This window comes from Novosphingobium sp. (assembly GCF_040398825.1).
In the GTDB taxonomy this organism is placed as follows: Bacteria; Pseudomonadota; Alphaproteobacteria; order Sphingomonadales; family Sphingomonadaceae; genus Novosphingobium.
The window spans coordinates 79,785-104,380 of sequence record NZ_JBBATI010000003.1; the positions used below are offsets into that span (position 1 = coordinate 79,785).

The following is a 24,596-nucleotide window of genomic DNA, read 5'->3' on the forward strand; positions in this document are numbered from 1 at the left end:
GCGCTACGCCGGCGAAAACCGCACCAGCCGGCTGTCAGCCACAGCGGCCTGCCGGTGCACCACCACCGGGGCGTAATCGGGGTCCTTGACCATGCCCATGAACGCTGCGGCATCGGGATAGGACATCACAAAGGTTTCGTCCCACGGCCATTCCGCCGGGCCGGTCACCACGCAGTCAAACCCGCCGGCCCACGCGATTTTTCCGCCGGCGCGTTCCAGCACGGGCTGAATCGTGCGCATGTATTCGCGATAGGCCGCTTCACCGGTCAGGCCCGCCCCGGCCAAAGCATGGCCATCGGGATAGGTCGCCAGCGGTTTGAACCGGATCAGGTTGAGCATGTGGATCGGCGTATCGCGCGGCAGCGCCTTGAACCGGTCAAAATTGTCGCGGGTCGGGTCTACATATGCCAGTTCATCGGTCATCACGCCCTCCAGCTGTAGCCGCGAAAGCGGTCGCGCAGGTCCTTTTTGCTGATCTTGCCAGTACCGGTGTGCGGCAGTTCATCGACAAACGCGATCTCGTCGGGCACCCACCACTTGGCGACATGCTGGCCCAGATAGTGCCGCAGCGCGCCTTCATCGACATCGTTGTCGGGCTTTTTGACCACGACCAGCAGCGGGCGTTCATCCCATTTGGGGTGATAGACGCCGATCGCCGCCGCCTCTGCCACACCGGGGTGTCCGACCGCGGCATTTTCCAGTTCGACCGAGCTGATCCATTCGCCGCCCGATTTAATCACGTCCTTGGTCCGGTCGGTCAATTGCAGCGTGCCATCGGGGTGGATCACCGCCACATCGCCGGTATCGAACCAGCCTTCGGCGTCGATTGCGTCGCTTTCCGCCTTGAAATAGCGTTTCACCACCCACGGCCCGCGCACCTGCAGCGCGCCGGACGTCACGCCATCGCGCGGCAGCACCACCGCTGGATCACCCAGATCGACACAGCGCAATTCCACCCCGAACGGCGGGCGGCCCTGCATCGCCTTGACCGTGACCTGCTGGTCAAAGGTCAGGTCGTCCCAATCGGCGGTTTCGGCTCCGGTCGATCCGATCGGCGATGTTTCGGTCATGCCCCAGGCATGCGCAACACGAATGCCGGCCGACATAAAGCGTTCGACCATCGATCGCGGCATTGCCGAACCGCCGCAAACCACCTGGGTCAGGCTGGGCGGGATCGGTTTGCCGGCCTTTTCCAGATGTTGCAGCATGCCCAGCCAGACCGTCGGTACCCCGGCCGCGGCAGTAACCTTTTCTTCCTCAAACAAATCACACAGCACGGCGGGATCGTTGACCGCGGAATAGACGAATTTGGCCCCCGCTGCGGCGCCCGACCACGGGATGCCCCAGCTGGCGGCATGAAACATCGGCACGATCGGCATGATTACCGTGCGCGTATCCAGCGAAAACACCGGCACGGTCAGCCCGCACATCGCGTGCAACACGGTCGACCGGTGTTCGTACAGCACGCCCTTGGGATTGCCGGTAGTGCCGCTGGTATAGCACAGCATGCACGGATCGCGTTCATCGCCATCGGCCCATTGCGTATTGCCATCATACGCGCCGATCCAGTCGGCGAAATGCGGCACCGGCCAGGACAGACCGGCATCGGCGCTGTCAAAGCAGATGTAATGCGCGATGGTGGGCCAGCGCGGCTTCATGCGTTCGACAATCGGCGCCCATTGTTTGTCAAACAGCAGCACGCGGTCTTCGGCATGGTTGACGATGTAATCCAGCTGATCGTCGAACAGGCGCGGGTTGACCGTGTGCAGGATGCCGCCCACCCCGACCGCACCGTACCAGCTGATCAGGTGGTGGTGGTGGTTCATCGCCAGCGTGGCGATGCGATCACCCGGCGCAATCCCCAGCGCGCGCAGCGCCTGCGTCATGCGCAGCGCATCGTGGCGCACATTGGCCCAATTGGTGCGCGTGGTGGTGCCATCGGCCCAGCGCGAAACGATTTCACGCGTGGCATGTTCGCGCCCGGCATGATCGATCAGGGCCGTCACCCGCAGTTTCCAGTCCTGCATCCCGCCCAGCATTCAAACTCTCCCGCTTGTCTTATCGTTGTCGCGTCATGCTGACGCCGCCTATTCAACCAGCCGCAAGTGCCGGTCCGGCCGAGCCGTCAGCGCCACATTGGCAAGTCCGTCGATCGGAAGCAACCGTTCGATCAGGTCGCTGTCCAGCCGGAAATCACTGCCCAGGATCGCCCACGGCTCACGCGCCCCCCCGGTGCGCAGATGCACCCGCACTTCACCGCGCGCATCGGCGGCGCGCGGCAGCAGCAGCGCCAGTTCACCGATCGCTTCAGGGCGGCTGACTTCGCATTGCAGCATCATCCGCGCCGCGCTGGTGACCGATGCCAGCGGCCGCGCGCTGCGCACGGTTACGCGCGGGGCCTCCTCTGCGCTGGGCCGGTCGAGTTCGACATTGAGCAACACACAGGTGCCTTCGCGTGCCCATTGCACAAACTGGTCGACCAGCGCCTCTTCGAAACACGATGCCGAAAACAGCCCGCTGGCATCGGAAAAATCGGCCATGACAAAATCCTTGCCGCGCTTGGTCTTGCGCTTTTGCACGCCTTCGACCATCGCTGCCATCACCGCTGCGGTGCGCCCTTGCGCGGCTCCACCCGCCATCATCAATCCTGAATAGGTGCGCGCGCCATTGGCGCTGGCGATCGTGCGATATTCCTCCACCGGGTGCGCGGCGAAATAGAATCCGAAATTTTCGCGTTCCGCCGCCATCTGTTCGGTGCGGGTCATCGGTTTGGTTTCGGTCAGGCGGATCGACTGGTCGGCGTGGGTATCATCGCCAAACAGCCCGCCCTGCCCCGATGTGCGCGCGCGCGCCGCCTCATCCGCCACCGCCATCAGCAATTCGGCATTGGCGATCAGCGCGGCGCGGTTGGGTTCCAGCGCATCGAGCGCACCACCGGCGGCCAGCGCCTCCAGCTGGCGGCGGTTCATCGATCCGGCGGGAATACGGCGGAACAGGTCCTCCAGCGACTGGAACGGTCCATTGGCCTCCCGTTCCGCAACGATCGCGTCCATCGCCTTTTCACCGACATTGCGCAGGCCTGCCAGCGCATAGCGCACGGCATAGGATTCAGCCGTGCGTTCGACCGAAAATTCGCCGTGCGAATGGTTGATGTCGGGCCCGGCCAGCGCGACGCCATTGCGCCGCATGTCATCGACGAACACGTTCAGCTTTTCCGACTGGTGCATGTCGAAACACATCGATGCGGCATAGAATTCATGCGGATAGTGCGTTTTCAGCCAGGCGGTCTGATAGGCCAGCAGGGCATAAGCGGCGGCGTGGCTCTTGTTGAAACCGTACCCGGCAAACTTGTCGATCAAATCGAACAGTTCACCCGCCTTGAGCCCATCGATGGCCGAATGTTCGGCACAGCCGGCGATGAACCGTGCGCGTTGCTGGTCCATCTCCTGCTGGTTTTTCTTGCCCATCGCGCGGCGCAACAGATCGGCATCGCCCAGCGAATAGCCGGCCAGGATCTGCGCGGCCTGCATCACCTGTTCCTGATAGACGAAAATGCCATAGGTTTCCGACAGGATGCCGGCCAGTTTGGCATGCGGGTATTCGATCGATTCCAGCCCGTTCTTACGCCGGCCAAACAGCGGGATATTGTCCATCGGACCCGGTCGATAGAGCGAAACGAGCGCGATGATGTCGCCAAACGCGGTGGGTTTGACCGCCGCCAGCGTGCGCCGCATGCCTTCGGATTCCAGCTGGAACACGCCAACCGTGTCCCCCGATTGCAGCAGGCGGTATACCTGCGCATCGTCCCATGCCAGCGCCGACAGATCGATGACAATCCCGCGCTGTTCCAGCAGGTCGGTCGCCTTGCGCAGTACCGACAGTGTTTTCAGGCCCAGAAAGTCGAATTTGACCAGGCCGGCATCCTCGACATGCTTCATGTCGAACTGCGTGACCGGCATATCCGATCGCGGATCGCGGTACAGCGGTACCAGCTGCGCCAGCGGGCGATCGCCGATCACCACGCCGGCGGCATGGGTGGAACTGTTGCGCGGCAACCCTTCAAGCTGCATCGCCAGATCGATCAGCCGCCGCACTTCGGGGTCGCGGTCATATTCGCGCTTCAGTTCCAGCACGCCATTGAGCGCGCGTGGCAGCGGCCACGGGTCGGTCGGATGGTTGGGGATCATCTTGCACAGCCGGTCAACCTGGCCATAGCTCATCTGCAGGATGCGGCCGGTGTCGCGCAGCACCGCGCGCGCCTTCAATTTGCCGAACGTGATAATCTGCGCGACATGGTCGTCGCCATATTTGGCCTGGACATAGCGGATCACTTCGCCGCGCCGGGTTTCGCAGAAATCGATGTCGAAGTCGGGCATCGACACGCGTTCGGGGTTCAAAAAGCGTTCGAACAGCAGGCCCAGCCGGATCGGATCAAGATCGGTAATCGTCAGCGCCCAGGCCACCAGCGATCCGGCGCCGGACCCGCGCCCCGGCCCGACCGGAATGCCCTGATCCTTTGCCCATTTGATGAAATCGGCGACGATCAGAAAATAGCCGCCAAACCCCATGCGGTTGATGATGCCGACCTCGAATTCCAGCCGCGCGCGGTATTCGGTGACTTCGTCCCAGATCCCGGCCGCCTCCAGCGCGGGATAATCGCCGGCCACCGCTTCGACATCCGGCCCCAGCGTCAGCACGCGGGCCAGTTCGTCGTGCGTTTCGGGCGGATAATAGGGCTCCATCCGCCGCACCAGCCCCAGCCGGCTGTCGGTGCCGCACATCGTCGCCTCACCCGCCTGATCGCCGGCCAGGCTGGGCAGGATCGGTTTGCGGCGCGGCGGGGTAACCGCGCAACGCTGCGCCACCACCAGCGTGTTGGCCAGTGCTTCGGGCAGATCGGCAAACAGTTCGGCCATCACCGCGGCGGGCTTGATCCACCATTCCTGCGATGATCGCGGACGGTCGGCACTGTCGACATGGGTGGAACTGGCGATGCACAGCATCGCATCGTGCGCGGGGTAAAACGTGCGTTCGGCAAAGCGTGCCGGGTTGGTCGCCACCAGCGGCCAATCGCGCGCATAGGCCAGATCGATCACCGCGTCTTCGGCGCGTTCCTCCGCCGCATCACCGCGCCGGCACAGCTCGACATAGAACCGCCCGGGGAAATACGCGGCCAGCGCATCGGCATAGCCTTGCGCCGCATCGGCCTGGCCATCGGCCAGCAACCGGGTGAGCGCCCCTTCCCCGCCGCCGCTCAGACAGATCAGCCCATCGCTGTGCCCGGCCAGATCGTCGATCTGCACATGCGCGGGCAATTCCAGCGGCCGATCGAGATGCGACCGGCTGACCAGATGGCAAAGGTTGTCATATCCGGTCGAATCCTGCGCATAGAGCGCGATCCAGTCGATCGTCGGTGCCTGTTGCCCCGGCGTGGCGGCGCCGCCGCGTTCGGGGCGTGCGATCGCCAGCATGGTGCCGATCACCGGCTGCACGCCCAGATCCTTGCACGCCTTGGCAAACGCGACCGACCCATACAGGCCATTGCGGTCGGTGATGGCAATCGCCGGAAACCCGCGTTCCGACGCGGTCTTGGCAATCGCCTTGGGGTCCACCGCGCCGTCGAGCATGGTATAGGACGAAAACACACGGAGCGGAACGAACGGGGCGTGGGGCATGGTCAGCGATATAGGTTACCTGTGCCCGCATGGGGAGCCGGCGGGCAAGGTTAGCCACAGGCAAATCGGCATTACCCGGCCGGGCGTTACAACAGCGCGGCGATATCCTTGGCGATGCTCGCCGGCTTGTCGGTGGGGGCATAGCGGCGCACTACTTTGCCGTCGCGGCCGATCAGGAACTTGGTGAAGTTCCACTTGATGCCCTTGGTGCCGACGATGCCAGGTGCCTCGGCCTTTAGCCACTGGTACAGCGGCGTGGCGGCGTCACCGTTGACGTCGATCTTGGCGAACAAGGGAAAACTGAGGCCGAAGTTGACCTTGCAAAACGTGTCGATTTCTTCGGCGCTGCCCGGTTCCTGCCCGCCGAACTGGTTGCAGGGGAATGCCAGCACTTCAAAACCGCGGTCGCCATATTCGCGCCACAGCGCCTCCAGCCCGTCGTATTGCGGGGTGAAGCCGCATTTCGATGCGGTGTTGACCACCAGCAGCACTTTGCCTTGCTTGTCTGCCAGCGAGATATCTTCGCCGTTGGGCAGTTTGGCAGTGAAATCGGCGATCGTGTGCGGTGCGGCCATGGTGTGTCCCCTGAATGTTAAGCCCTCCCCCTCAGGGGGAGGGTTGGGTGGGGGTGTCCCTCGCTGCAACGACGCGTTGACGCATCGGCCTCGGACACCCCTTCCCAACCCTTCCCCTGAGGGGAAGGGCTTTGATGCGGGAAAGTGGCGGCAATCACGCCGAAGCGCAACCCTATTCCAGCACACCCTATTCCAGCACGCCTTCATGCAGGCGCAGCACGCGGTCCATGCGAAAGGCCAGGCGTTCGTTGTGCGTGGCGATCAGCGCGGCGCTGCCCTGCCCGCGCACCAGTTGCACCAGTTCATCGAACACGCGTTCGGCCGTAGCCTCGTCCAGATTGCCGGTGGGTTCGTCCGCCAGCACCAGCGCCGGGCGGTTGGCCAAAGCGCGCGCCACCGCCACGCGTTGCTGTTCCCCACCCGACAACTGGCTGGGCCGGTGATCCAGCCGATGCCCCAGCCCCAGCGTGGTCAAAAGGTCGCGGGCACGGTCGGTCGCATCACGTTTGCGGTGCCCGGCCACCAGCCCGGCCAGCATGACGTTTTCGGTCGCGGTGAAATCGGGCAACAGGTGATGGAACTGATAGACAAACCCCAGATGGGTGCGGCGCAGCGCCGTGCGCGCATCGCCCGACAGGGCCGAGGCATCGATCCCGGCAATCTCGATCCTGCCCTCAAATCCGCCTTCCAGCAGGCCGATGGCTTGCAGCATGGTCGATTTGCCCGATCCCGATGGCCCGAGCAGCGCGACGATTTCCCCAGGATTGATATCGAGATGGATGCCGCGCAGCACCTCGATTGCTTCACCCGCCTGGTAAAACGTGCGGCGCAGATTGGTCAGCCGGACCACCGGCACGATCGCGTCATTCATAGCGCAGCACCTGTACCGGGTCGGTGCTCGCCGCCTTGATCGCCGGGTAGAGCGTGGCCAGGAAGCTCAGCAGGAACGACATCCCGCAAATGCCCACCACTTCGACCGGATCGACCCGCGATGGCAGGTCGGTCAGAAAGCGGATTGACGGGTCCCACAGGTTTTGCCCGGTCAGCCATTCAATGCCATGCACCACCGGCTGGCGGAAATGCAGGAACACCAGCCCGATGCCCAACCCGGCCCCGGTGCCGACCACGCCGATCAATGATCCGATCGTGACGAATATGCGTACCATGCTGCCACGCGTCGCACCCATCGTGCGCAGGATGGCGATGTCGCGGGTCTTGGCCCGCACCAGCATGATCAGCGATGACAGGATGTTGAACACCGCCACCAGCACGATGATCGACAGCACCACGAACATGGCCACGCGTTCCACCGCCAGCGCCTGAAACAGGCTGGCGTTCAGCGTTTTCCAGTCGGTCAGTTGCGCCCGCCCGGCCAGCCTTGCCTTTACCGGCGCCAACGTCTGCCCAACGCTGTCGGGATCGCGGGTCATGATTTCGATCATGCCGATAGCATCGCCGGTCAGCAACAGTGTCTGCGCATCGGCAATCGGCATGACCACGAATGTATTATCATAGTCATACACCCCGATTTCAAACACCGCGGCCACGCGATAGCCGATTTCGCGCGGCACGGTGCCAAACGGCGTGGTGCGCCCGGCCGGGTTGATGATGGTGATCGTATCGCCCACCTGCACCCCCAGGTTTTCGGCCAGCCGCGATCCAATCGCGACCTGGTTTGCCCCGGGCTGCAGATCCTTGAACGACCCGGCGACCTTTTTTTCGGCCATATGCGCGATGTCGGCCTGGGTGTTGCCGCGCGCAATGATCGCCTCCACCCGCCCGTTAAAGGTGGCCAGCAGCGGCTGTTCGATCAGCGGCGTGGCGCGCGTGACGCCCGGGGTTGCCTGCAGATCGCGGATCAGGCCCTGCCAGTTGTCCAGCCGCCCGCCATAGGCCTGGATCACTGCATGGCCATTCAGCCCGACGATCTTGTCCATCAGTTCGGCGCGGAACCCGTTCATCACGCTCATCACGATCACCAGCGCGGCAACGCCGAGCATGACCGCAACCAGACTGATGCCGGCAACCAGCGCGATAAAGGCCTCGCTGCGTCCGGGCAGGATATAGCGGCGGACAATGGTCCATTCAAACGATGTCAGAAACAATGCTTGCGTCACTTTCGCCAGATCCGGCCCCTCATCCGCATCTAGGGTGTATGCACACTGGTGGCAATGGCGCCGATTGCGCGGTTACGCTGCCGATGCGAGGCGTGAACGCCCGCTGCCTTTGGCGGCATAGAGCGCCCGGTCAGCGGCGGCCAACGCGGCCTCGCCATGGCTCGCATCGGCGCTGTCGCCCTGGCCGTCGATGCTGGCGACCCCGCTGCTGATGGTCACCCGCACCGGACCCATTGCGGTAGCGATGTCGGCGCCAGCCACCCGGTCGACCAGCCGCTGACACACCAGGCACGCCTGTTCGACGCTGACCCCACGCAGGATGACCGCGAATTCTTCACCCCCGATTCGCCCGACCATGTCGGACGCGCGAAAGCACGCCTTTGCAATGTCGGCAAATTCGCGCAGCACGGCATCGCCGGTGGCATGGCCAAAACGGTCGTTGACCTGTTTGAAATGGTCGATGTCGATCATCGCCACACAGGCGCGCTCGCCCGATTGCGCCTGGGCGGCCAGCGCTTCGAAAAACGCCCGTCGGTTGGGCAGCCCGGTCAGCGGGTCGGTCAGCGCCGCGCGGCGCAATTCATCGATAAGCGTATCGGCATTCTGGCTCATCGCCTGAAAATGCGCGGCGCTGCGGCTCAGCCGGTTGATTTCGTGCCGCCGGCGTGCCTGTTCCGCCACCACCGGCAGGCAACAGCACGCCACCAGCACGGCGTAGATCAACCCCAGTTGCAGCCGATCACCCGCCAGCACCACCCCCGGGGCGATCGGCCCCCACCCGGCGGCAGTCAGCGGTGCGGCAATCAGCGCCACCAGCATCGGCATCGCCGTGGCGAGCAGCGCATCGGCCCACACCGCGACAAACAGCGCGAACAGCACCGGAGCCGCCAGCGGCCAGCGGCTATCCTGGACAAACACGCACAGCACCAGCAGCGCCATGGTCAACACCATCAACAGCGACAGCAGCCGCGATCCGCGCGTCGCGGGGATGGCCGCCGGCGCAGGATCGCTGGCGCGGCGCCGAACGCTGCCCGGCCCCGCCCGCAGTGTGATCCGCCGCGCGCACATCAGCGCAAACGGAAGCACCGCGACCAGACCCGCCGCATGGCCGAGCATCCAGTGCTGAAACGTGGAGACAAAGCCCTGCCCGGTCAGGCCGTGCACCAGCGCCGCGGCCACCAGCGCGCCGACGCCGGGGATCACCAGAATCGTGCCAAGCAGGAAGGTCGACACCATTTCAAAGCTGGCGCCCGGCCAATGCGCGCGCCAAGAATAGCGGCTGAGCAGTGCCACCGCCACCGCTTCGCCCAGATTGACCGGGGCGAGCGCTGCGCCGGTTAGCCAGCCCAGCCCGAACCAGGCCGAACCCAGCACATTGGCCAGGCCACAGACGGCCAGTGCCGGCAACCACACCGCGCGATCGCAAACCGACAGCACCGCCGCCAGCAGCGCGCCCGGCACCCAAATCATCGCCACCCCGCCATCCAGCCGGCCCAGCACGCACGAAAACATCATCCCGCCCAGATAGAGCAGGCCAATGGCCATGACGCGCGCCGGGATCGGTATTTTCACCATGGTCCTACTACACGCCATATTGGTGAATTTCGGCTTAAAATCAGGGTAAAAATCGTGACGCAGCCGCGTTGGACTGCGACACACCATTGGCAAGGCCGCCTCACTGCGGCCTGCCGCGCACACCGCCGACGGCGTCATCAAATGGTCACAGCCTCTTGTGTTCCGGCGCAAACGAGGCCACATGGCGCGCAGATGGCCGGGCCACCTTGCCGAGGCGGAGTGCCGCGGCGCGATGGCTTCAGCCTGTGTGGCCAACACCAGTGGGCCGGTCCTGATGGACCCGAGATGTGGACCAGAGATCTTCATGAACCTGACCAATCCCCTGTATGACGCAGATGGCGACAAACTGCGCGAAGAATGCGGCATTTTTGGCGTTCTGGGCACGCGTGATGCAGCGGCAATGACCGCGCTGGGCCTGCATGCGCTGCAGCATCGCGGGCAGGAAGCCGTCGGCATCACCAGCTTTGACGGGTCCGAATTCTACACCCGGCGCGGGCTGGGCCACGTCGCACAGAACTTTTCATCGGGTGAGGCGATTGCCGAATTGCCCGGCACCATGGCGGTCGGCCACGTGCGCTATTCCACCACCGGCGGTGCGGGCCTGCGCAATGTGCAGCCGCTTTATGCCGATCTGGCCGCGGGCGGCTTTGCCATCGCGCACAACGGCAACATTTCCAACGCGATGACCCTGCGCCGCGATCTGGTGACCAAAGGCGCGATTTTCCAGTCAACCTCTGACACCGAGGTGATCATTCACCTGGTTGCCACCAGCCGCTATCCCACGCTGCTGGACCGGTTTACCGATGCGCTGCGGCTGGTCGAAGGTGCCTATTCGCTGATTTGTACCACCCCCGAAGGGATGATCGCCTGCCGCGACCCGCTCGGCATTCGGCCGCTGGTGATGGGGCAGCTGGATGGCGCGGTTATTTTTGCCAGCGAAACGGTCGCGCTGGATGTGGTTGGCGCCGAATTCGTGCGCGAAATCGATGCCGGCGAACTGGTTGCGGTTGCGCCCGACGGCACGATCACCAGCCACCGCCCGTTTGCGCCCGCGCGGTCGCGGATGTGCATTTTCGAACATGTCTATTTCAGCCGCCCGGATTCGCTGATCGGCGGGCAATCGGTCTATCAGGTGCGCAAGGCGATCGGCGAACAGCTGGCGATCGAGGCCAGCGTCGATGCCGATCTGGTAATCCCGGTCCCCGACAGCGGCGTGCCCGCCGCGCTGGGCTATGCGCAGCAATCGGGCATCCCGTTTGAACTGGGCATCATCCGGTCGCACTATGTCGGGCGCACGTTCATCCAGCCATCGGATGGCAAGCGCAACGCCGATGTCAAACGCAAACACAACGCCAACCGCGCGCTGGTGGCGGGCAAACGCATCATCCTGATCGACGATTCGATCGTGCGCGGAACAACTTCGCTGAAAATCGTCGAAATGATGCGCGAAGCCGGTGCCAGCGAAGTGCATTTCCGGGTCGCCAGCCCGCCCACCGAACATTCATGCTTTTACGGGGTGGATACGCCCGAACGGTCAAAACTGCTCGCCGCGCGCATGGATGTTGCGGAAATGGCCAAGTTTATTCAGGCTGACAGCCTGGCCTTCGTATCGATCGACGGCCTGTATCGCGCGGTGGGCGAAGCACAGCGCAACGCCGCCCGCCCGCAATATTGCGATGCCTGTTTCAGCGGCGAATACCCCACCCGGCTGACCGACCTGGGCGAACGCGAAGCCGCGGAGCGCGGCATTTCAAAGGTGGCCTGATGACTTCCAAAGTTTCATCTGCAGCCACGGACGACCGCGCGCTGGCCGGCAAAGTGGCGCTGGTAACCGGCGCCAGCCGGGGCATTGGTGCCGCGACCGCACAGGCGCTGGCCGCCGCCGGCGCGCATGTCGTCCTGGTTGCGCGCACCGCGCGCGATCTGGAAAGCGTGGAACAGGCAATCTTTGACGCGGGCGGCACCGCCACGATCGCGCCGTGCGATCTGGCCGAACCCGATGCAATCACCCGGCTGGCCACCGCAATCACCGGGCGCTGGCCCGCGCTGGATGTGCTGGTGATCAACGCCGCGGTGCTGCCGGTGCTGACCCCGGTATGGCAGATCGAACCGATCGATCTTAACCGCGGGCTGCTGCTGAATGTCGCAGCGACACAGGCGCTACTGGCCAGTTTTCACCTCGCGCTGCGCAAAAGCCCGGGCGCACGGGTGATCGGCGTCACCAGCAGCGTCGGCGCCTCCCCCCGCGCCTATTGGGGTGCCTATGGCGCCAGCAAGGCGGCGTTTGACAACCTGCTCGATTGCTATGCGCAGGAAGTGCGCAGGCTTTCGCCGATCCGCGTGGCGATTGTCGACCCCGGCGCCACCCGCACGGCGATGCGTGCAAAGGCCTATCCGGGCGAAGATCCAGCCAGCGTAAAACCGCCGCAAGTGGTGGCCGCGCGCATTGCCGCGCTGGCGAGCGAGGATTTTGCCAGCCCGCATCGCGAGCGGGTTGAAGCACCCTGATTGACGTATAACCGGGCGCGCCAGTGCAGCTTCGTCCAAGCCGTTAACCAGTTCGCCTGACGGTGGATTAACGGCAATGTGCCAAAAACCCTGATGACCGCATTCGCACGGTGTTAAGCGCCAGCGCACATTCGGAAACAAGCAGGGCCATGACGACCACCTGGAACGATTCCCGGTTTGGACCGGGCAGTTACGAACACGCCTCGCAAGAGGATCGCAGCGCGCCGCGCATGCGCGTGCACATCGCCGCCACGGTGCGCCCCGCCGGGGTGCGCACGTTCCAGACGATCGTGCGCGATATGTCGGTGGCCGGGTTTACCGCGACATCGGCCACCCGCATCGATGCCCACAGCCTGTGCTGGCTGACTGTGGCCGGCTTTGCGCCAATCCAGGCCGAAGTGATCTGGTGGGACGCCGGGCTGTTTGGCGCGGCCTTTGCCAGCATGCTTCATACTGAACAGTTCGACGCGCTGGTGGCCCAACACAGCCACGCCGGCAATGCACCGGGAACTGGCGAAGCGTCGGCCTGACCGGGGGTCAGTCTTTCAGCTGCGCATGCGCTGCCAGCGCGCGCGCGCGTGCCTCCACGTGGCCGATGATCGGCGCCGGATAGGCCCGTGGCCGCACCGGCGGATCGTGAATGTCACTGTCCGACAGATGCGCCAGTTCGGGCACCCAGCGGCGGATATATCCCGCCGCATCAAATTTTGGCGATTGCGTCAGTGGCGCCATGATCCGCACAAACATATTGGCATCGACCCCGGTGCCGGCGGTCCACTGCCAATTGACCGCGTTGGCGCCAAGGTCGGCATCGACCAGCGTATCCCAGAACCAGCGTTCGCCCGCGCGCCAGTCGATCAACAGGTGTTTTACCAGAAAACTGGCGGCGATCATCCGCACGCGGTTGTGCATCCAGCCGGTCGCCCACAGTTCGCGCATGCCGGCATCGACAATCGGATAGCCGGTGCGCCCGCGCTGCCAGGCCTGCAAATCATCCGGCGCATCGCGCCACGCCAGCCGGTCATAGGCAGCGCGGGCATTGGTCCCGGCGTAATCGGGAAACTGGTACAGCACATTGGCGGCAAAATCGCGCCAGCCAAGCTCGCCCAGAAAGGTATCGACCGAGCCACCGGCGCCGGCCATGGCGCGCCACACCGTCGCCACCGAAATCTCGCCAAAATGCAGGTGCGGCGACAGGCGTGAGGTGCCTTCGACCGAGGGCAGGTTGCGCCGTTCGTTATAGCGCGCCGCGTTATCGGCAAACGCGTCCAGCCGCGCCTTCGCACCGGCTTCACCCGGTGACCAGACGCTGAATCCGCCTGCCCAGTCGGGCGCGCGTGGCAGCAAGTGCCAATCATCCAGCCGGTCGCTGTCCGGCCAGACCGCTGGCGGATAAAGGCGTGATGGCGCGTCGTGCGGCAGCGCAGGCGGCATATGCTGCACCAGCGCGCGCCAGAACGGGGTGTAGATACGATAGGGTGCCCCTGCCCCGGTGCGCAATGTCCCCGGCGGCAGCAGGTATTGGCCATGGTGGAGCGCCAGATCGAGCACGCGCCCGACCGCACGCTCGGCATTGCGCCACCACGGTTCGCTGTGCGCCAGTGCGTGCACGCAATTTGCACCGGTTTCGCGCGCGACTGCGGCCAGTTGTTCCTCACACTTGCCACGGCGCAGCACCAGCTGCGACCCGGCTGCGCGCAGATCGGCATCAAGGCTGGCCAGGCTGTGATGCAGCCACCAGCGCGCCGCGCCGCCCATGCGCCGATGTCGCGGGGTTTCATCATCCAGCACATAGACCGGGATGACCAGCCCTTGCGCAGCGGCGGCGACAAAGGCGGCCTGATCGGTCAGGCGCAGATCCTGGCGCAGCCAGACGATGACGGGTGTGTTCATGGCGCCCTATTGGCGGGTAGCGGTGTGCGAACGACCTGCCTTTTCGGGCAGAAGATCACCCGGCGACTGTGCCACCGGCGTTAGCCGGCGACTGTCCCACTGGCGTTAGCCGGCAACTGTCCACGTCTGCCCCCGGGCCAGCAGCGCGCCCAGATCGGTGTTGCGCCCTGCCCGCGCACGCGTGTCCTGCGCCAGTAGCGCGGATTCATAGGTGGGGCGTGGATGGTCGTAGATCACCCCCAGCGCCATCGGAAACGGCCCGAACGGCATTTCCACCAGCATATGTGCCAGTGTGCGGTTGGTCTGGTCGTGCACCATCACGCCGGCCGCCTGCCAATCGCCATCCGCCACATCGACCACCCGCAGCGCCAGCGTGGCACTGTCGAGCGCGATACCCTTGCTGCCCTTGGCGAACAACAGCGGTTCGCCATGACGGGTCCACAGTTGCGTGGCATCGACCACCGGCTTGGCGATGAAATCATCGAAACGGTCTTTGTTGTAGACGATACAGTTTTGGAAAATCTCGACAAAGGCCGCGCCCTGGTGCGCGTGCGCAGCCTTCAGCACCTGCGGCAGATCCTTTGACACGTCATACGACCGCGCGATGAACCGCCCGCCCGACCCCAGCGCCACCGCGCATGGGCTGGCCGGGTGATCGACCGATCCCAGCGGGGTGGTCGGCGAAAAGGTGCCTTCGCGGCTGGTGGGCGAATATTGCCCCTTGGTCAGGCCGTAAATCTCGTTGTTGAACAACAGGATCTGCGTGTTCACGTTGCGGCGGATCACGTGCATGGTGTGGTTGCCGCCAATCGACAGGCCATCGCCATCGCCGGTGATCAGCCACACATCCAATTCGGGATTGGCCAGCTTGATCCCCGTCGCAAACGCCGGTGCTCGCCCATGGATGGTGTGAAAGCCATAGCTTTCAATATAATACGGGAACCGGCTGGAACAGCCGATGCCCGACACGAACACCGTTTTGGACGGATCGGCACCCAGATTTGGCAAAGTGCGCTGCACCGCCTTCAGGATGGCATAATCGCCGCAGCCGGGGCACCAGCGCACCTCCTGATCGGTTTCCCAGTCTTTCAACGTGGTCTTTACCGGCGCAATCGTGGTCATGTCATTCATGCTTTTTTATCCCTGAAGATCGTAGAGCCGATCTTTCAACTCAAATTTAAGGCCTTCCTCGTCGGTCTGGATATTATCTACTGAAAATACAGCAATATAACCGATCCGTTCAAATTGGAGGCCACTTTTGCCATCCTGTTCGCGAATGGGTTTATCCTTCGTGACTATTACTTTTCTCATTTGTCGGATTGCATCAACAAATTTGGGCCAAGGCGCGACACCGTCAATGTACCCTGGATCACAGTGGTGCAGTCCCTTGATCCAGTGAAAATGCACGCAAGGTAAGCGCTCACCATCAACGGTCGCGAACCACGAGCCTCGTTCACCGAAGGCTTTTTTCTTGGGTCGCGCCATTATTCAGGCCAATGCTGCATCAATCGCGGCTTCGATCTCGGCGATCGTAAACGGCTGCCCGCTGGTCTTGTTGAACGGTTTGGCATCGACCAGATATTGATCGCGCAACACGGTCTTGAACTGGCCGGTGTTCATTTCGGGTACCAGAACCTTGGCGTAACTCTTTAACAAGGCGCCCAGATTTTCGGGCAACGGCCAGATATGGCGTACATGAATATGCGCAACATCCAACCCGCGCCGGCGCGCGCGGCGCACCGCCTGGTGGATAGGGCCATACGTGCTGCCCCAGCCGACCACCACCAGCGCACCGCCCACGTCGCCCAGCGTCACCTGCTGTGGCGGGATCGATCGCGCAATGCCGTCGATCTTGGCGCGCCGCGCGTCGGTCATCGTCTGGTGGCTGGCAGGGGCATAATCGATATTGCCGGTACCCGGGTTTTTCTCGATCCCGCCGATGCGGTGCATCAGGCCGGGGGTGCCGGGTTTGATCCACGGCCGCGCGCCATTTTCATTGCGCGCATAGGGCAGCACGGTACCATCCGGGCCATTCGGCGCTTCAAGAAATGTCACAGGAAACGGTGTGTAGGCACTGGGATCAGGCACTTTCCACGGTTCCGCCGCGTTGGCGATATAACCATCGGTCAGCAGGATCACCGGGGTCATGTATTGCGTGGCAATGCGCACCGCCTCAATCGCGCAATCGAACGCATCGCCGGGGCTGCACGCCGCGACCACCGGGATCGGCGCATCGCCGTTGCGGCCATAGACCGCCTGGTACAGGTCCGACTGTTCGGTCTTGGTCGGCAGCCCGGTCGATGGCCCGCCGCGCTGCGAATTGACGATCACCAGCGGCAGTTCGGTCATCACCGCCAGCCCCATCGCTTCGCCTTTCAACGCGATGCCCGGCCCCGACGATGACGTCACCCCCAGCGATCCGGCATAGGATGCGCCGATGGCCGAAGCGATCGCGGCAATTTCATCCTCTGCCTGAAATGTGGTGACGCCAAATTCCTTCAGCTTCACCAGATTGTGCAGGATCGATGACGCGGGCGTGATCGGGTAGCCGCCAAAAAACATTGGCAACCCGGCCAGTTGCGCGCCCGCGACCAGCCCATAACTGATCGATTCTGCCCCGGTCACCGTGCGGTACAGTCCCGGTTCGCTGGGCGCGGCGGCGATGTGCACCTGTTTGAGCGGGCCGGACAATTCCGCGGTTTCGCCATAGGCATGGCCCGCATTCAGCGCGGCGATGTTGGCATCGGCCAGCACGTGGTTCTTGATGAATTTCGCGCGCAGCCAGTCGATCAGCGGCGCCCGGTCACGATCGAACATCCACAACGCCAGTCCCAGCGTCCACATGTTCTTGCAACGCAGCGCTTCCTTGTTGCCCAGGCCATAGGGTTTGACCGCCAGCAGGGTCAGCGCCGAAATGTCGAACGCCAGCAACTGCCATTTGTCGAGGCTGCCATCCTCCAGCGGGTTGGCGGCATATTTGGCCTTTTCCAGGTTGCGCCGGGTAAATTCGCCGCTGTCGGCAATGATCAGGCCGCCCACCTTCAGCGCCGTCAGATTGGTTTTGAGCGCCGCCGGGTTCATCGCGATCAACACGTCGGGCTGATCGCCTGCGGTGTCGATATCGGTCGATCCGAAATTGATCTGGAATGCCGAAACGCCGAACAGCGTGCCCTGCGGCGCGCGGATTTCGGCGGGAAAATCGGGAAAGGTCGACAGATCGTTGCCCGCCAGCGCGGTCGACAGCGTGAACTGCCCCCCGGTCAGCTGCATCCCGTCGCCCGAATCGCCCGCAAACCGCACCACGACTGCCTCTGGCGCGGCCAGGTTTGCAGTCGATCGGTCATCCACCATTCCGGGCCCGTCAAACACTGCTGTCGCCATCGTATCCCCTATGCGGCCAACCGACTGCCGCGTGGTTTCCCTGTTCGCTCAATCGGCCGTTGCCTGTCTTGACGCCTAATCATCGCGCACGCCACGCGCAAAAAAGAAAATCTGGTGCGCATCATACCCATAAGGTCACGATCGCGGTGCAAAAGCCTTGATCGCGGTCAATCCGCCTAGCCAATTGGCCTTTGCACACTTACCCATGGCGCAACAATCAGCACATGCCGATTCAAACCGCACCGTGCGCGGAAACGATCAAGACAAACCATAAAAGAGGACCTGATAGACCATGGCCGATGCAACCCCTACCGCCCCCGACAACGCCCCTTATGTCCGCCCCGATGTGCAGGGCTTTCTCGATCTGCTGAACGGTGCCGGCACTCCGCCGATGAGCGCGCTGACCCCGGCCCAGGCGCGTGAGGCCTATGTGATGATGGGCACGATCGGTGAACGCGATCCCCTGCCGCTGGCGGTCATCCGCGATCTGGCCGCCCCCGGTGCGGCCGGGCCGATCCCGCTGCGGTTGTACGATGCGCGCGAAACCCGCGATGCCGGTCCGCTGGTGGTGTTCTATCACGGGGGCGGGTTCGTCATCGGCGATCTGGAAACGCATCACGCGTTCTGCACCGAACTGGCCGCCGCGCTCGATCTGCCGGTGGTTGCGGTGGATTACCGGCTCGCGCCCGAACACCCGTTTCCCGCTGCGCCCGACGATTGCGAAGCGGCCACACGGTGGCTGGCCACCAGTCCGGCAGAGCTTGGCCGCACGGTCACCGGCTTGATCCTGACCGGCGATTCGGCGGGCGGCAATCTGACAATCGTGACCACCCAGGCGCTGATGGCCCGGCCGGCCGCGGTACCGGTGGTGTTGCAGGTGCCGTTCTATCCGCTCAGCGATGATCGGCCCGACCATGCCTCGTTCGCGCAGTTTGGTGACGGGTATCTGCTGACCGCCGACACCATGCTGTGGTTTGCCAACGGCTATGCCGCCACCCCCGGCGATGTCCGCGCCTTTCCGCTGTACAATGACCATGCGCATACCCCGCCAACCGTGCTAGTGACCGCCGGGCTTGATCCGATCCGCGACAGTGGGCGGGTCTATGGGGCTGCGCTGATCCACGCCGGAGCGCCGGTGCACTTTATCGAGGTGCCGGGAATCGTTCATGGTTTCATCCAGTTCCGCAAGGCGATGCCAAGCGCTCAGGATGCCTGCCAGACTGTATTTGCCGCCATCAAGCACCAGCTGGCGGCGCTGACCTGAATTGAACCGAACCGAATTGGATGGCTATGACTGAAGACTATACCGCGCTGCCCTATCGCCCCTGCGTCGGGGTGATGCTGGTCAACGCCGCTGGCCGCGTGTTTGTCGGCCAGCGGATCGACACGCGCGAACGGGCCGCACGCGGTGAATCTGTCAGTGGCGAAGGTGACGCCTGGCAGATGCCGCAGGGCGGGATCGACGAGGGAGAAGAACTGCGCGCCGCCGCTTTGCGCGAATTGTTTGAAGAAACCGGGGTCACTGCCGACCTGGTGCAGGTGATCGCCGAAACCGCCGAAGAGTATTTCTATGATCTGCCGCCCGAACTGCTTGGACGCTTGTGGAAAGGCCGGTTTCGCGGGCAACGGCAGAAATGGTTGCTGATGCGGTTTACCGGCGATGACAGCCACGTTGACCTGAACGCGCACGATCCGGCCGAATTCGCCGAATGGAAATGGGCCGACGCAGAAACACTGCCCGATCTGATCGTGCCGTTCAAAAAGCGAGTCTATCGTCAGGTGCTGGATGAATTCCGCCCGTTGATCTGAACGTCTGCGTCAACCCTGCCGCGGGCAGGGTTGACGCAGAGTCAGTTGGCCTGCGCGACCGGCTGCGGCTTCACTGCTTCGGCAGCGATCACTTTGGGTGCGGGGCCTTTGGCGATGGCATCGGCCAGCGCGCGGGTTTCGGGGCAGGCCTTGCCACATAGGCCTTCCAGCCGGGTCAGCTCGGCGCGCGCCTTGTCCAGCGCGCCCTTTTCGGCCAGTGCGCCGCCTTCGCCGCTCATCGCCGCCAGGTTGCCCGGATTGCGGTCAAGCGCGACGCGGTAATAATGGATCGCCTTACCCTGCAGGCCCGATTTGCGCGCGGCATCGCCCAGCGCCACCAGAGTGCCGGCATAGCCCGGGTCAACCGCCAGCGCAGATTCAAACGAATCGATCGCCGTATCGACATCGCCACGCGCCAGCGCCGCGCGGCCATTGGTCAACAGCACGGCAGCACGCGGATCAACCGTATCGGTCACCCGCGCCTGGCCCATGCTGCCGGTCACCACCAGCACCAGCGAAAGGGCCAAGGCGGCGGGAAAATAGCGCATCAACAGCTCCTTCACCGGGGTCTTCGCCGCAGACCTTTGTGTCGTGGGGTGCCCGGGTTGCATCATGCCATCGATTATCATGGCGCGCGCAGCGATGCGACGAAAAATCCATCGGTGCCATCATGCCCCGGGGTGAGGCGCCAACCCCGGCCATGCGCCCGTCCAATCTCCAGCGCCGGTGGCTCTGCCCGCCACCGTGGGTTCCGCGCCAGAAACGCCGCGACCGCATCGGACCCTTCGGCATCGAGCAGCGAGCAGGTGATAAAGCCGATCCGCCCGCCCGGCCGCACCAGCCCGGCCGCCAGATCGAGCACATGCGCCTGAATCGCGGCATAACGGTCGATTACCGCCGGGGTCAGCCGCCAACGCGCCTCTGGATTGCGGCGCCAGGTGCCGGTGCCCGAACAGGGCGCATCAACCAGCACGGCATCGACCGTCCCGGCCAGATCGCGCAAACCTTCGCGTTCGCGCCCGCCATTCAGCAGGCGGCATTCCACTGTCGCGCCGGCGCGCGCCGCCCGCTGCGGCAGGTGCGACAGCCGCGCCCGATCCACATCGCAGGCAATCAGGCGGCCCTGGTTGGCCATCATCGCGGCCAGCGCCAGCGTCTTTCCCCCGCCGCCGGCGCACAGATCGACCACGGTTTCGCCAGGCATGGCGTTCATCGCGGTGCAGACCAGCTGGCTGCCCGCATCCTGCACCTCGAACAGGCCGGCGGCAAATTCCGGCCAGGATTCAACCGGCGTGCCGGTCGGCAGCCGCAGCGTATCGGGGCCCGGCCCCGGTTGCGCCGCCACTGGTAGCCGCACTGCCAGTTCATCGCGCGTGATACGCAAGGCGTTTGCGCGAATGTCGAGCGGCGCGCGCGTCAGCAAGGCCGGCTGTTCATCCGCAGTGATCCCGCTGGCGGCCAGCGTGGTCAGCAACCACGCGGGCGCCACCCCGCCCGTTGCCGCCTGCTCATCCGCGCCGATCGGCGCCGGGCCATAGCGTGATCCATCAAACAGCGCGGGCAACGCGGGATCCTGGCGGGCGAGCTGCAACAGCGCGGCGCGGCCATTGTGCGGAATATCGCCACAGGCACGCATCGCGTCCCACGCCAGATTACGGATCGCGCGGCGGTCGGATGACCCGACATAACGCCGCGCCCGGAACCAGTCGGCGGCAATGCGATCGGCCGACGCCCCGCTGGCCCGCGCCGCCACGATCATCGCATCCAGCAGGTCAATCGCTGCCTGAACGCGGGCTGCAGGGTTCATCGGGGCGTATCAGCGGGTGGGATAATTGGGCGCTTCGCGCGTAATGGCCACATCGTGCACGTGGCTTTCCTGCAGACCGGCGTTGGTGATCCGCACAAACCGTGCGCGCGCCTTCAGTTCGGGAATCGTCGCACTGCCGGTATAGCCCATGGCGGCCTTGATCCCGCCGACCAGCTGGTGGATGACATCCTTGGCCGGGCCCTTGAACGGTACCTGCCCTTCGATCCCTTCGGGCACCAGTTTCATCTGGTCCTTGATATCCTGCTGAAAATAGCGGTCGGCCGATCCGCGCGCCATCGCCCCGACCGAACCCATCCCGCGATAGGATTTGTAGGCGCGCCCCTGGTACAGGAACGTTTCGCCCGGCGCCTCTTCGGTGCCGGCCAGCAATGAACCGATCATGATCGTGCTCGCGCCCGCTGCCAGTGCCTTGGCCGCGTCACCCGATGTGCGCAGGCCCCCGTCGGCGATGACCGGCACGCCCGATTTGTCCGCCTCTTCGGCGCATTCCATCACCGCGGTCAGTTGCGGCACGCCCACCCCGGCCACGATCCGGGTGGTGCAGATCGATCCCGGCCCGATGCCAACCTTGATCGCATCGGCGCCCGCATCGATCAGCGCGCGCGTCGCCTCTGCCGTGGCGACATTGCCGGCGATCACCTGCACATCGTTGGACAGTTTCTTGGCCAGTTCGACCGCGCGCGCGACATCGGCGTTGTGGCCATGCGCGGTGTCGATCACGATCACATCGCATTCCGCATCGATCAGCGCGCGGGTGCGTTCCAGCCCCTTTTCGCCGACAGTTGTCGCCGCGGCAACGCGCAGACGCCCGGCCGCATCCTTGGTCGCGGCAGGGTAATTCACCGCCTTTTCAATATCCTTGACCGTGATCAGGCCGATGCAGTGATAGGCATCATCCACCACCAACAGCTTTTCAATCCGGCGCTGGTGCAGCAACCGCCGCGCCTCGTCACCGGTGGTGCCCAGGCCGACCGTGGCCAGATTTTCGTGGGTCATCAATTCGCGCACCGGCTGCGCCGGGTTATCGGCAAAGCGCACGTCGCGGTTGGTCAGGATGCCGACCAGCCGTCCGGTTGTTTCGACCACGGGAATACCGCTGATGCGGTGGTGGCGCATCAGCGCCTGTGCCTCACCCAGCGTGGCATCGGGGGCGATGGTGATCGGGTTGACCACCATGCCGCTTTCAAACCGCTTTACCGCGCGCACGGCGGCGCATTGCTCCGCCACCCCCAGATTGCGGTGCAGCACGCCGATCCCGCCCAGTTGCGCCATGACGATCGCCATGTCGGCCTCGGTCACGGTATCCATCGCCGATGACAGCACCGGGATATTCAGCGCGATCATGCGGGTCAGACGGGTGCGGGTATCGGCCTGGCTGGGCACAAGGTCAGACGCCCCCGGGCGCAACAGCACGTCGTCGTAGGTCAGGCCAAGGGGGATATCGATCACGGCTGCCACTTTCTGTCCGGGGGGGGTGTGGCGGCCCATGTAAACAAGCCGCCCGGATTGCGCTACCGGTCTTTTTGCCTGCGGGGCAGCAGCGCCCGATCTGGCCGATCAGCGTGTCGGGCTGTCCAGCCGTGGCACCGGCGGCCCGGCAAACCGGTGCACATCGGCAAAGTACCGCGCCAGTTCCACTTGCAGCGCGACATCTTCGCCCATGCCGCCATATTCCACGCGGGCGGGCACATCGGTCGGGCGGTGATAGCGTTCGTCCATGAACCGATCCAGCCGCGCCGGGTCGGAATAGGCGCTGCTAACCATCACCGCCGGCACATCGTGCTGAATGAACACCCAGCCATCCTGCCGCCGGACATAAGCATTGGCGCTGCTGTCAACGACCTGTTTGCGGCGGATCGATTTCAGCACCGCGGCAATGCTGTCGTCCAGATCGGTCATCCCCGATCCGATCACGCTGACCGGCAGCCCTGGTCCAACCAGCCCGGTCGAATCGACATTGAGCACCGCCATGATCGCATCCAGCGGCAGCGGCGGATTTTCGGTAAACGCCAGCGCGCCCAGCAATCCCAGCTCTTCACCGGTGGTTGCCAGAAAATAGATATCGCGATCGGGCGGTCGGCCAAAGGTCAGAATGCGCGCGGCCTCGGTAATCACCGCCAGCCCGCTGGCATTGTCGACCGCGCCGTTGCAGATCAGATGTTCGGCAGGCGGATCGGCGCAGCGGCCAAAATGGTCCCAATGCGCCACCAGCACCACCGCGCCCAGATCGCGCCGTCGCCCTTCCAGCTTGCCGATCAGATTGTGGGTGTGGATGCGGGTTTCGCTGCTGGTCGCCTCCAGCGTGCCCGCCAGCCCGATCAGGCGGGGGACAAACGCCGGGTCGGCCGCGGCGGTGCGCAATGCTGCCAGCTTGCCCAGGCCCGCCGCATCGAACAGGCTGTCGGCGACCGCCGGCGTCACATAGGCCTGGATGTCGCCGCCCAGTTTCTGCCCGGCCAGCGCATAGCCAGGGCGTCGCCGGCGCGCTGCCACATCGTCCAGCGCGCGCGTGCCATCCAGCACGGTAATCACCGCCGCCGCCCCGGCATCGAGCAACCGCCCGGCGCGTTCATCCGCCCCCGCGCCACCCGGCGGCGCGGCAGTTGATGCAGGCGCACCGGCAGCGGGTGCGGACTGGCTGTCAAACACCACCGCGATTCGCCCGGCCAGTTCGATGCGTGCCGCTTTCGGATTGGTTTCGCGGCCGACAAGCAACAGCGGGGCGTTTTCGATCAGGCTGCGCAGCCCCGATGTCACCACCAGCACGCCATTGGCGTCCACCGCGATCCGCCGGCGGCCATGCGCAAAGCTGGCGCGACTGGCCTGCGCCGTGCGCTCGATCAGCTCGACCGGGGCGAACCACGCATTGCCGGGATCGTTGGTGCCGCTGACCAGGCCGATGTCAAACCATTGCCGCGCCAGATAGCGCAGCGTTTTTGTTTCACCATCGGTGCCCGGCTCGCGCCCGCCGAAATCATCGCTGGCCAGCGTTTCAACATGCCGGCGCAGCGCGGTTTCCAGCTGGTTTTCGCGCGGTGCTGCCGCGATCACCGCAACCGGGCGGGGGGGGCGTGCCGTAACCGGGCCAGGCAGCAATGTTGTGGCAACCGCCAGTGCGAGGGTCACGGCCAGAACGCAGATGCGCTTTGACCCTTTTGCCCCCTGCCCGGTCTGCCCAACGCCCATTCACTGCCCCGCTGCGCCTGTGCTTCGATGCGGCGCAACCACCTGCCTG

General features: G+C 64.4%; 20 protein-coding genes. 5 read left to right on the top strand and 15 right to left on the bottom strand.

The window, feature by feature from the left end:
* Positions 1 to 3 precede the first annotated feature (3 nt).
* The 7 genes from ABWP89_RS02740 to ABWP89_RS02770 all read right to left on the bottom strand — a co-directional run bounded on the left by ABWP89_RS02740 (position 4) and on the right by ABWP89_RS02770 (position 9,912).
* Complete coding sequence (locus ABWP89_RS02740; protein WP_353227029.1) at positions 4 to 423, bottom strand: DUF1330 domain-containing protein; 420 nt, start codon at positions 421 to 423, stop codon at positions 4 to 6.
* Positions 423 to 2,039, bottom strand: coding sequence for a long-chain fatty acid--CoA ligase (locus ABWP89_RS02745; protein ID WP_353227030.1), 1,617 nt, complete (start codon positions 2,037 to 2,039; stop codon positions 423 to 425). Before ABWP89_RS02745 ends, ABWP89_RS02740 begins: the two co-directional genes overlap by 1 nt.
* 48 nt (positions 2,040 to 2,087) lie before the next feature.
* Positions 2,088 to 5,675, bottom strand: a complete 3,588-nt coding sequence (gene dnaE / locus ABWP89_RS02750) for a DNA polymerase III subunit alpha (RefSeq protein ID WP_353227031.1) — start codon at positions 5,673 to 5,675, stop codon at positions 2,088 to 2,090.
* Between the two features lie 86 nt (positions 5,676 to 5,761).
* Entirely contained in the window at positions 5,762 to 6,250 is a 489-nt protein-coding gene (locus tag ABWP89_RS02755; protein ID WP_353227032.1) for a glutathione peroxidase, read from the bottom strand.
* Between the two features lie 187 nt (positions 6,251 to 6,437).
* Positions 6,438 to 7,121 (bottom strand): ABC transporter ATP-binding protein, encoded by a 684-nt coding sequence (locus ABWP89_RS02760; protein ID WP_353227034.1) that lies wholly within the window; start codon positions 7,119 to 7,121, stop codon positions 6,438 to 6,440.
* Entirely contained in the window at positions 7,114 to 8,355 is a 1,242-nt protein-coding gene (locus tag ABWP89_RS02765) for a lipoprotein-releasing ABC transporter permease subunit (RefSeq protein WP_353227193.1), read from the bottom strand. The genes ABWP89_RS02760 and ABWP89_RS02765 overlap by 8 nt, the downstream gene beginning before the upstream one ends.
* Positions 8,356 to 8,439: 84 nt before the next feature.
* Positions 8,440 to 9,912: a GGDEF domain-containing protein gene (locus tag ABWP89_RS02770; protein ID WP_353227036.1), complete on the bottom strand. Its 1,473-nt coding sequence runs from the start codon at positions 9,910 to 9,912 to the stop codon at positions 8,440 to 8,442.
* A 334-nt stretch (positions 9,913 to 10,246) separates the two neighbouring features.
* On the opposite strand from ABWP89_RS02770, the gene purF reads away from it, so the two are divergent.
* From purF to ABWP89_RS02785, 3 genes are all read left to right on the top strand, one after another.
* Positions 10,247 to 11,707 (top strand): amidophosphoribosyltransferase, encoded by a 1,461-nt coding sequence (gene purF / locus ABWP89_RS02775; RefSeq protein WP_353227037.1) that lies wholly within the window; start codon positions 10,247 to 10,249, stop codon positions 11,705 to 11,707.
* Positions 11,707 to 12,450, top strand: a complete 744-nt coding sequence (locus ABWP89_RS02780) for an SDR family NAD(P)-dependent oxidoreductase (protein ID WP_353227038.1) — start codon at positions 11,707 to 11,709, stop codon at positions 12,448 to 12,450. The genes purF and ABWP89_RS02780 overlap by 1 nt, the downstream gene beginning before the upstream one ends.
* Before the next feature lie 149 nt (positions 12,451 to 12,599).
* Positions 12,600 to 12,980, top strand: coding sequence for a PilZ domain-containing protein (locus ABWP89_RS02785; RefSeq protein ID WP_353227039.1), 381 nt, complete (start codon positions 12,600 to 12,602; stop codon positions 12,978 to 12,980).
* 7 nt (positions 12,981 to 12,987) lie between these two features.
* Here the strand turns inward: ABWP89_RS02785 and ABWP89_RS02790 are convergent, their stop codons facing one another.
* The 4 genes from ABWP89_RS02790 to ABWP89_RS02805 all read right to left on the bottom strand — a co-directional run bounded on the left by ABWP89_RS02790 (position 12,988) and on the right by ABWP89_RS02805 (position 17,724).
* A complete protein-coding gene (locus ABWP89_RS02790; RefSeq protein ID WP_353227041.1) occupies positions 12,988 to 14,343 on the bottom strand; it encodes a cryptochrome/photolyase family protein in 1,356 nt (451 codons plus the stop codon).
* Between the two features lie 105 nt (positions 14,344 to 14,448).
* Positions 14,449 to 15,474: a 2-oxoacid:ferredoxin oxidoreductase subunit beta gene (locus ABWP89_RS02795; RefSeq protein ID WP_353227043.1), complete on the bottom strand. Its 1,026-nt coding sequence runs from the start codon at positions 15,472 to 15,474 to the stop codon at positions 14,449 to 14,451.
* A 6-nt stretch (positions 15,475 to 15,480) separates the two neighbouring features.
* Positions 15,481 to 15,828 carry a hypothetical protein gene (locus ABWP89_RS02800; RefSeq protein ID WP_353227045.1) on the bottom strand — a complete coding sequence of 116 codons (348 nt, stop codon included), beginning with the start codon at positions 15,826 to 15,828 and terminating at the stop codon, positions 15,481 to 15,483.
* 3 nt (positions 15,829 to 15,831) lie between these two features.
* A complete protein-coding gene (locus ABWP89_RS02805) occupies positions 15,832 to 17,724 on the bottom strand; it encodes a 2-oxoacid:acceptor oxidoreductase subunit alpha (protein WP_353227047.1) in 1,893 nt (630 codons plus the stop codon).
* A gap of 292 nt (positions 17,725 to 18,016) precedes the next feature.
* Between ABWP89_RS02805 and ABWP89_RS02810 the strand changes: the two genes are divergently transcribed.
* Positions 18,017 to 18,988 carry an alpha/beta hydrolase gene (locus ABWP89_RS02810; RefSeq protein ID WP_353227049.1) on the top strand — a complete coding sequence of 324 codons (972 nt, stop codon included), beginning with the start codon at positions 18,017 to 18,019 and terminating at the stop codon, positions 18,986 to 18,988.
* 20 nt (positions 18,989 to 19,008) lie between these two features.
* On the top strand, positions 19,009 to 19,533 hold the full coding sequence (locus tag ABWP89_RS02815; protein ID WP_502915216.1) for an RNA pyrophosphohydrolase: 525 nt from the start codon (positions 19,009 to 19,011) through the stop codon (positions 19,531 to 19,533).
* Positions 19,534 to 19,574: 41 nt separating this feature from the next.
* Here ABWP89_RS02815 and ABWP89_RS02820 read toward each other — a convergent pair whose 3' ends face one another.
* The 4 genes from ABWP89_RS02820 to ABWP89_RS02835 form a co-directional block, all read right to left on the bottom strand.
* Positions 19,575 to 20,081 carry a tetratricopeptide repeat protein gene (locus tag ABWP89_RS02820; protein ID WP_353227051.1) on the bottom strand — a complete coding sequence of 169 codons (507 nt, stop codon included), beginning with the start codon at positions 20,079 to 20,081 and terminating at the stop codon, positions 19,575 to 19,577.
* A gap of 77 nt (positions 20,082 to 20,158) precedes the next feature.
* Complete coding sequence (locus ABWP89_RS02825) at positions 20,159 to 21,340, bottom strand: RsmB/NOP family class I SAM-dependent RNA methyltransferase (RefSeq protein WP_353227053.1); 1,182 nt, start codon at positions 21,338 to 21,340, stop codon at positions 20,159 to 20,161.
* A gap of 9 nt (positions 21,341 to 21,349) precedes the next feature.
* A complete protein-coding gene (guaB, locus tag ABWP89_RS02830) occupies positions 21,350 to 22,807 on the bottom strand; it encodes an IMP dehydrogenase (protein WP_353227197.1) in 1,458 nt (485 codons plus the stop codon).
* A gap of 111 nt (positions 22,808 to 22,918) precedes the next feature.
* Entirely contained in the window at positions 22,919 to 24,487 is a 1,569-nt protein-coding gene (locus ABWP89_RS02835; RefSeq protein ID WP_353227054.1) for a M28 family metallopeptidase, read from the bottom strand.
* Between the last annotated feature and the right edge of the window lie 109 nt (positions 24,488 to 24,596).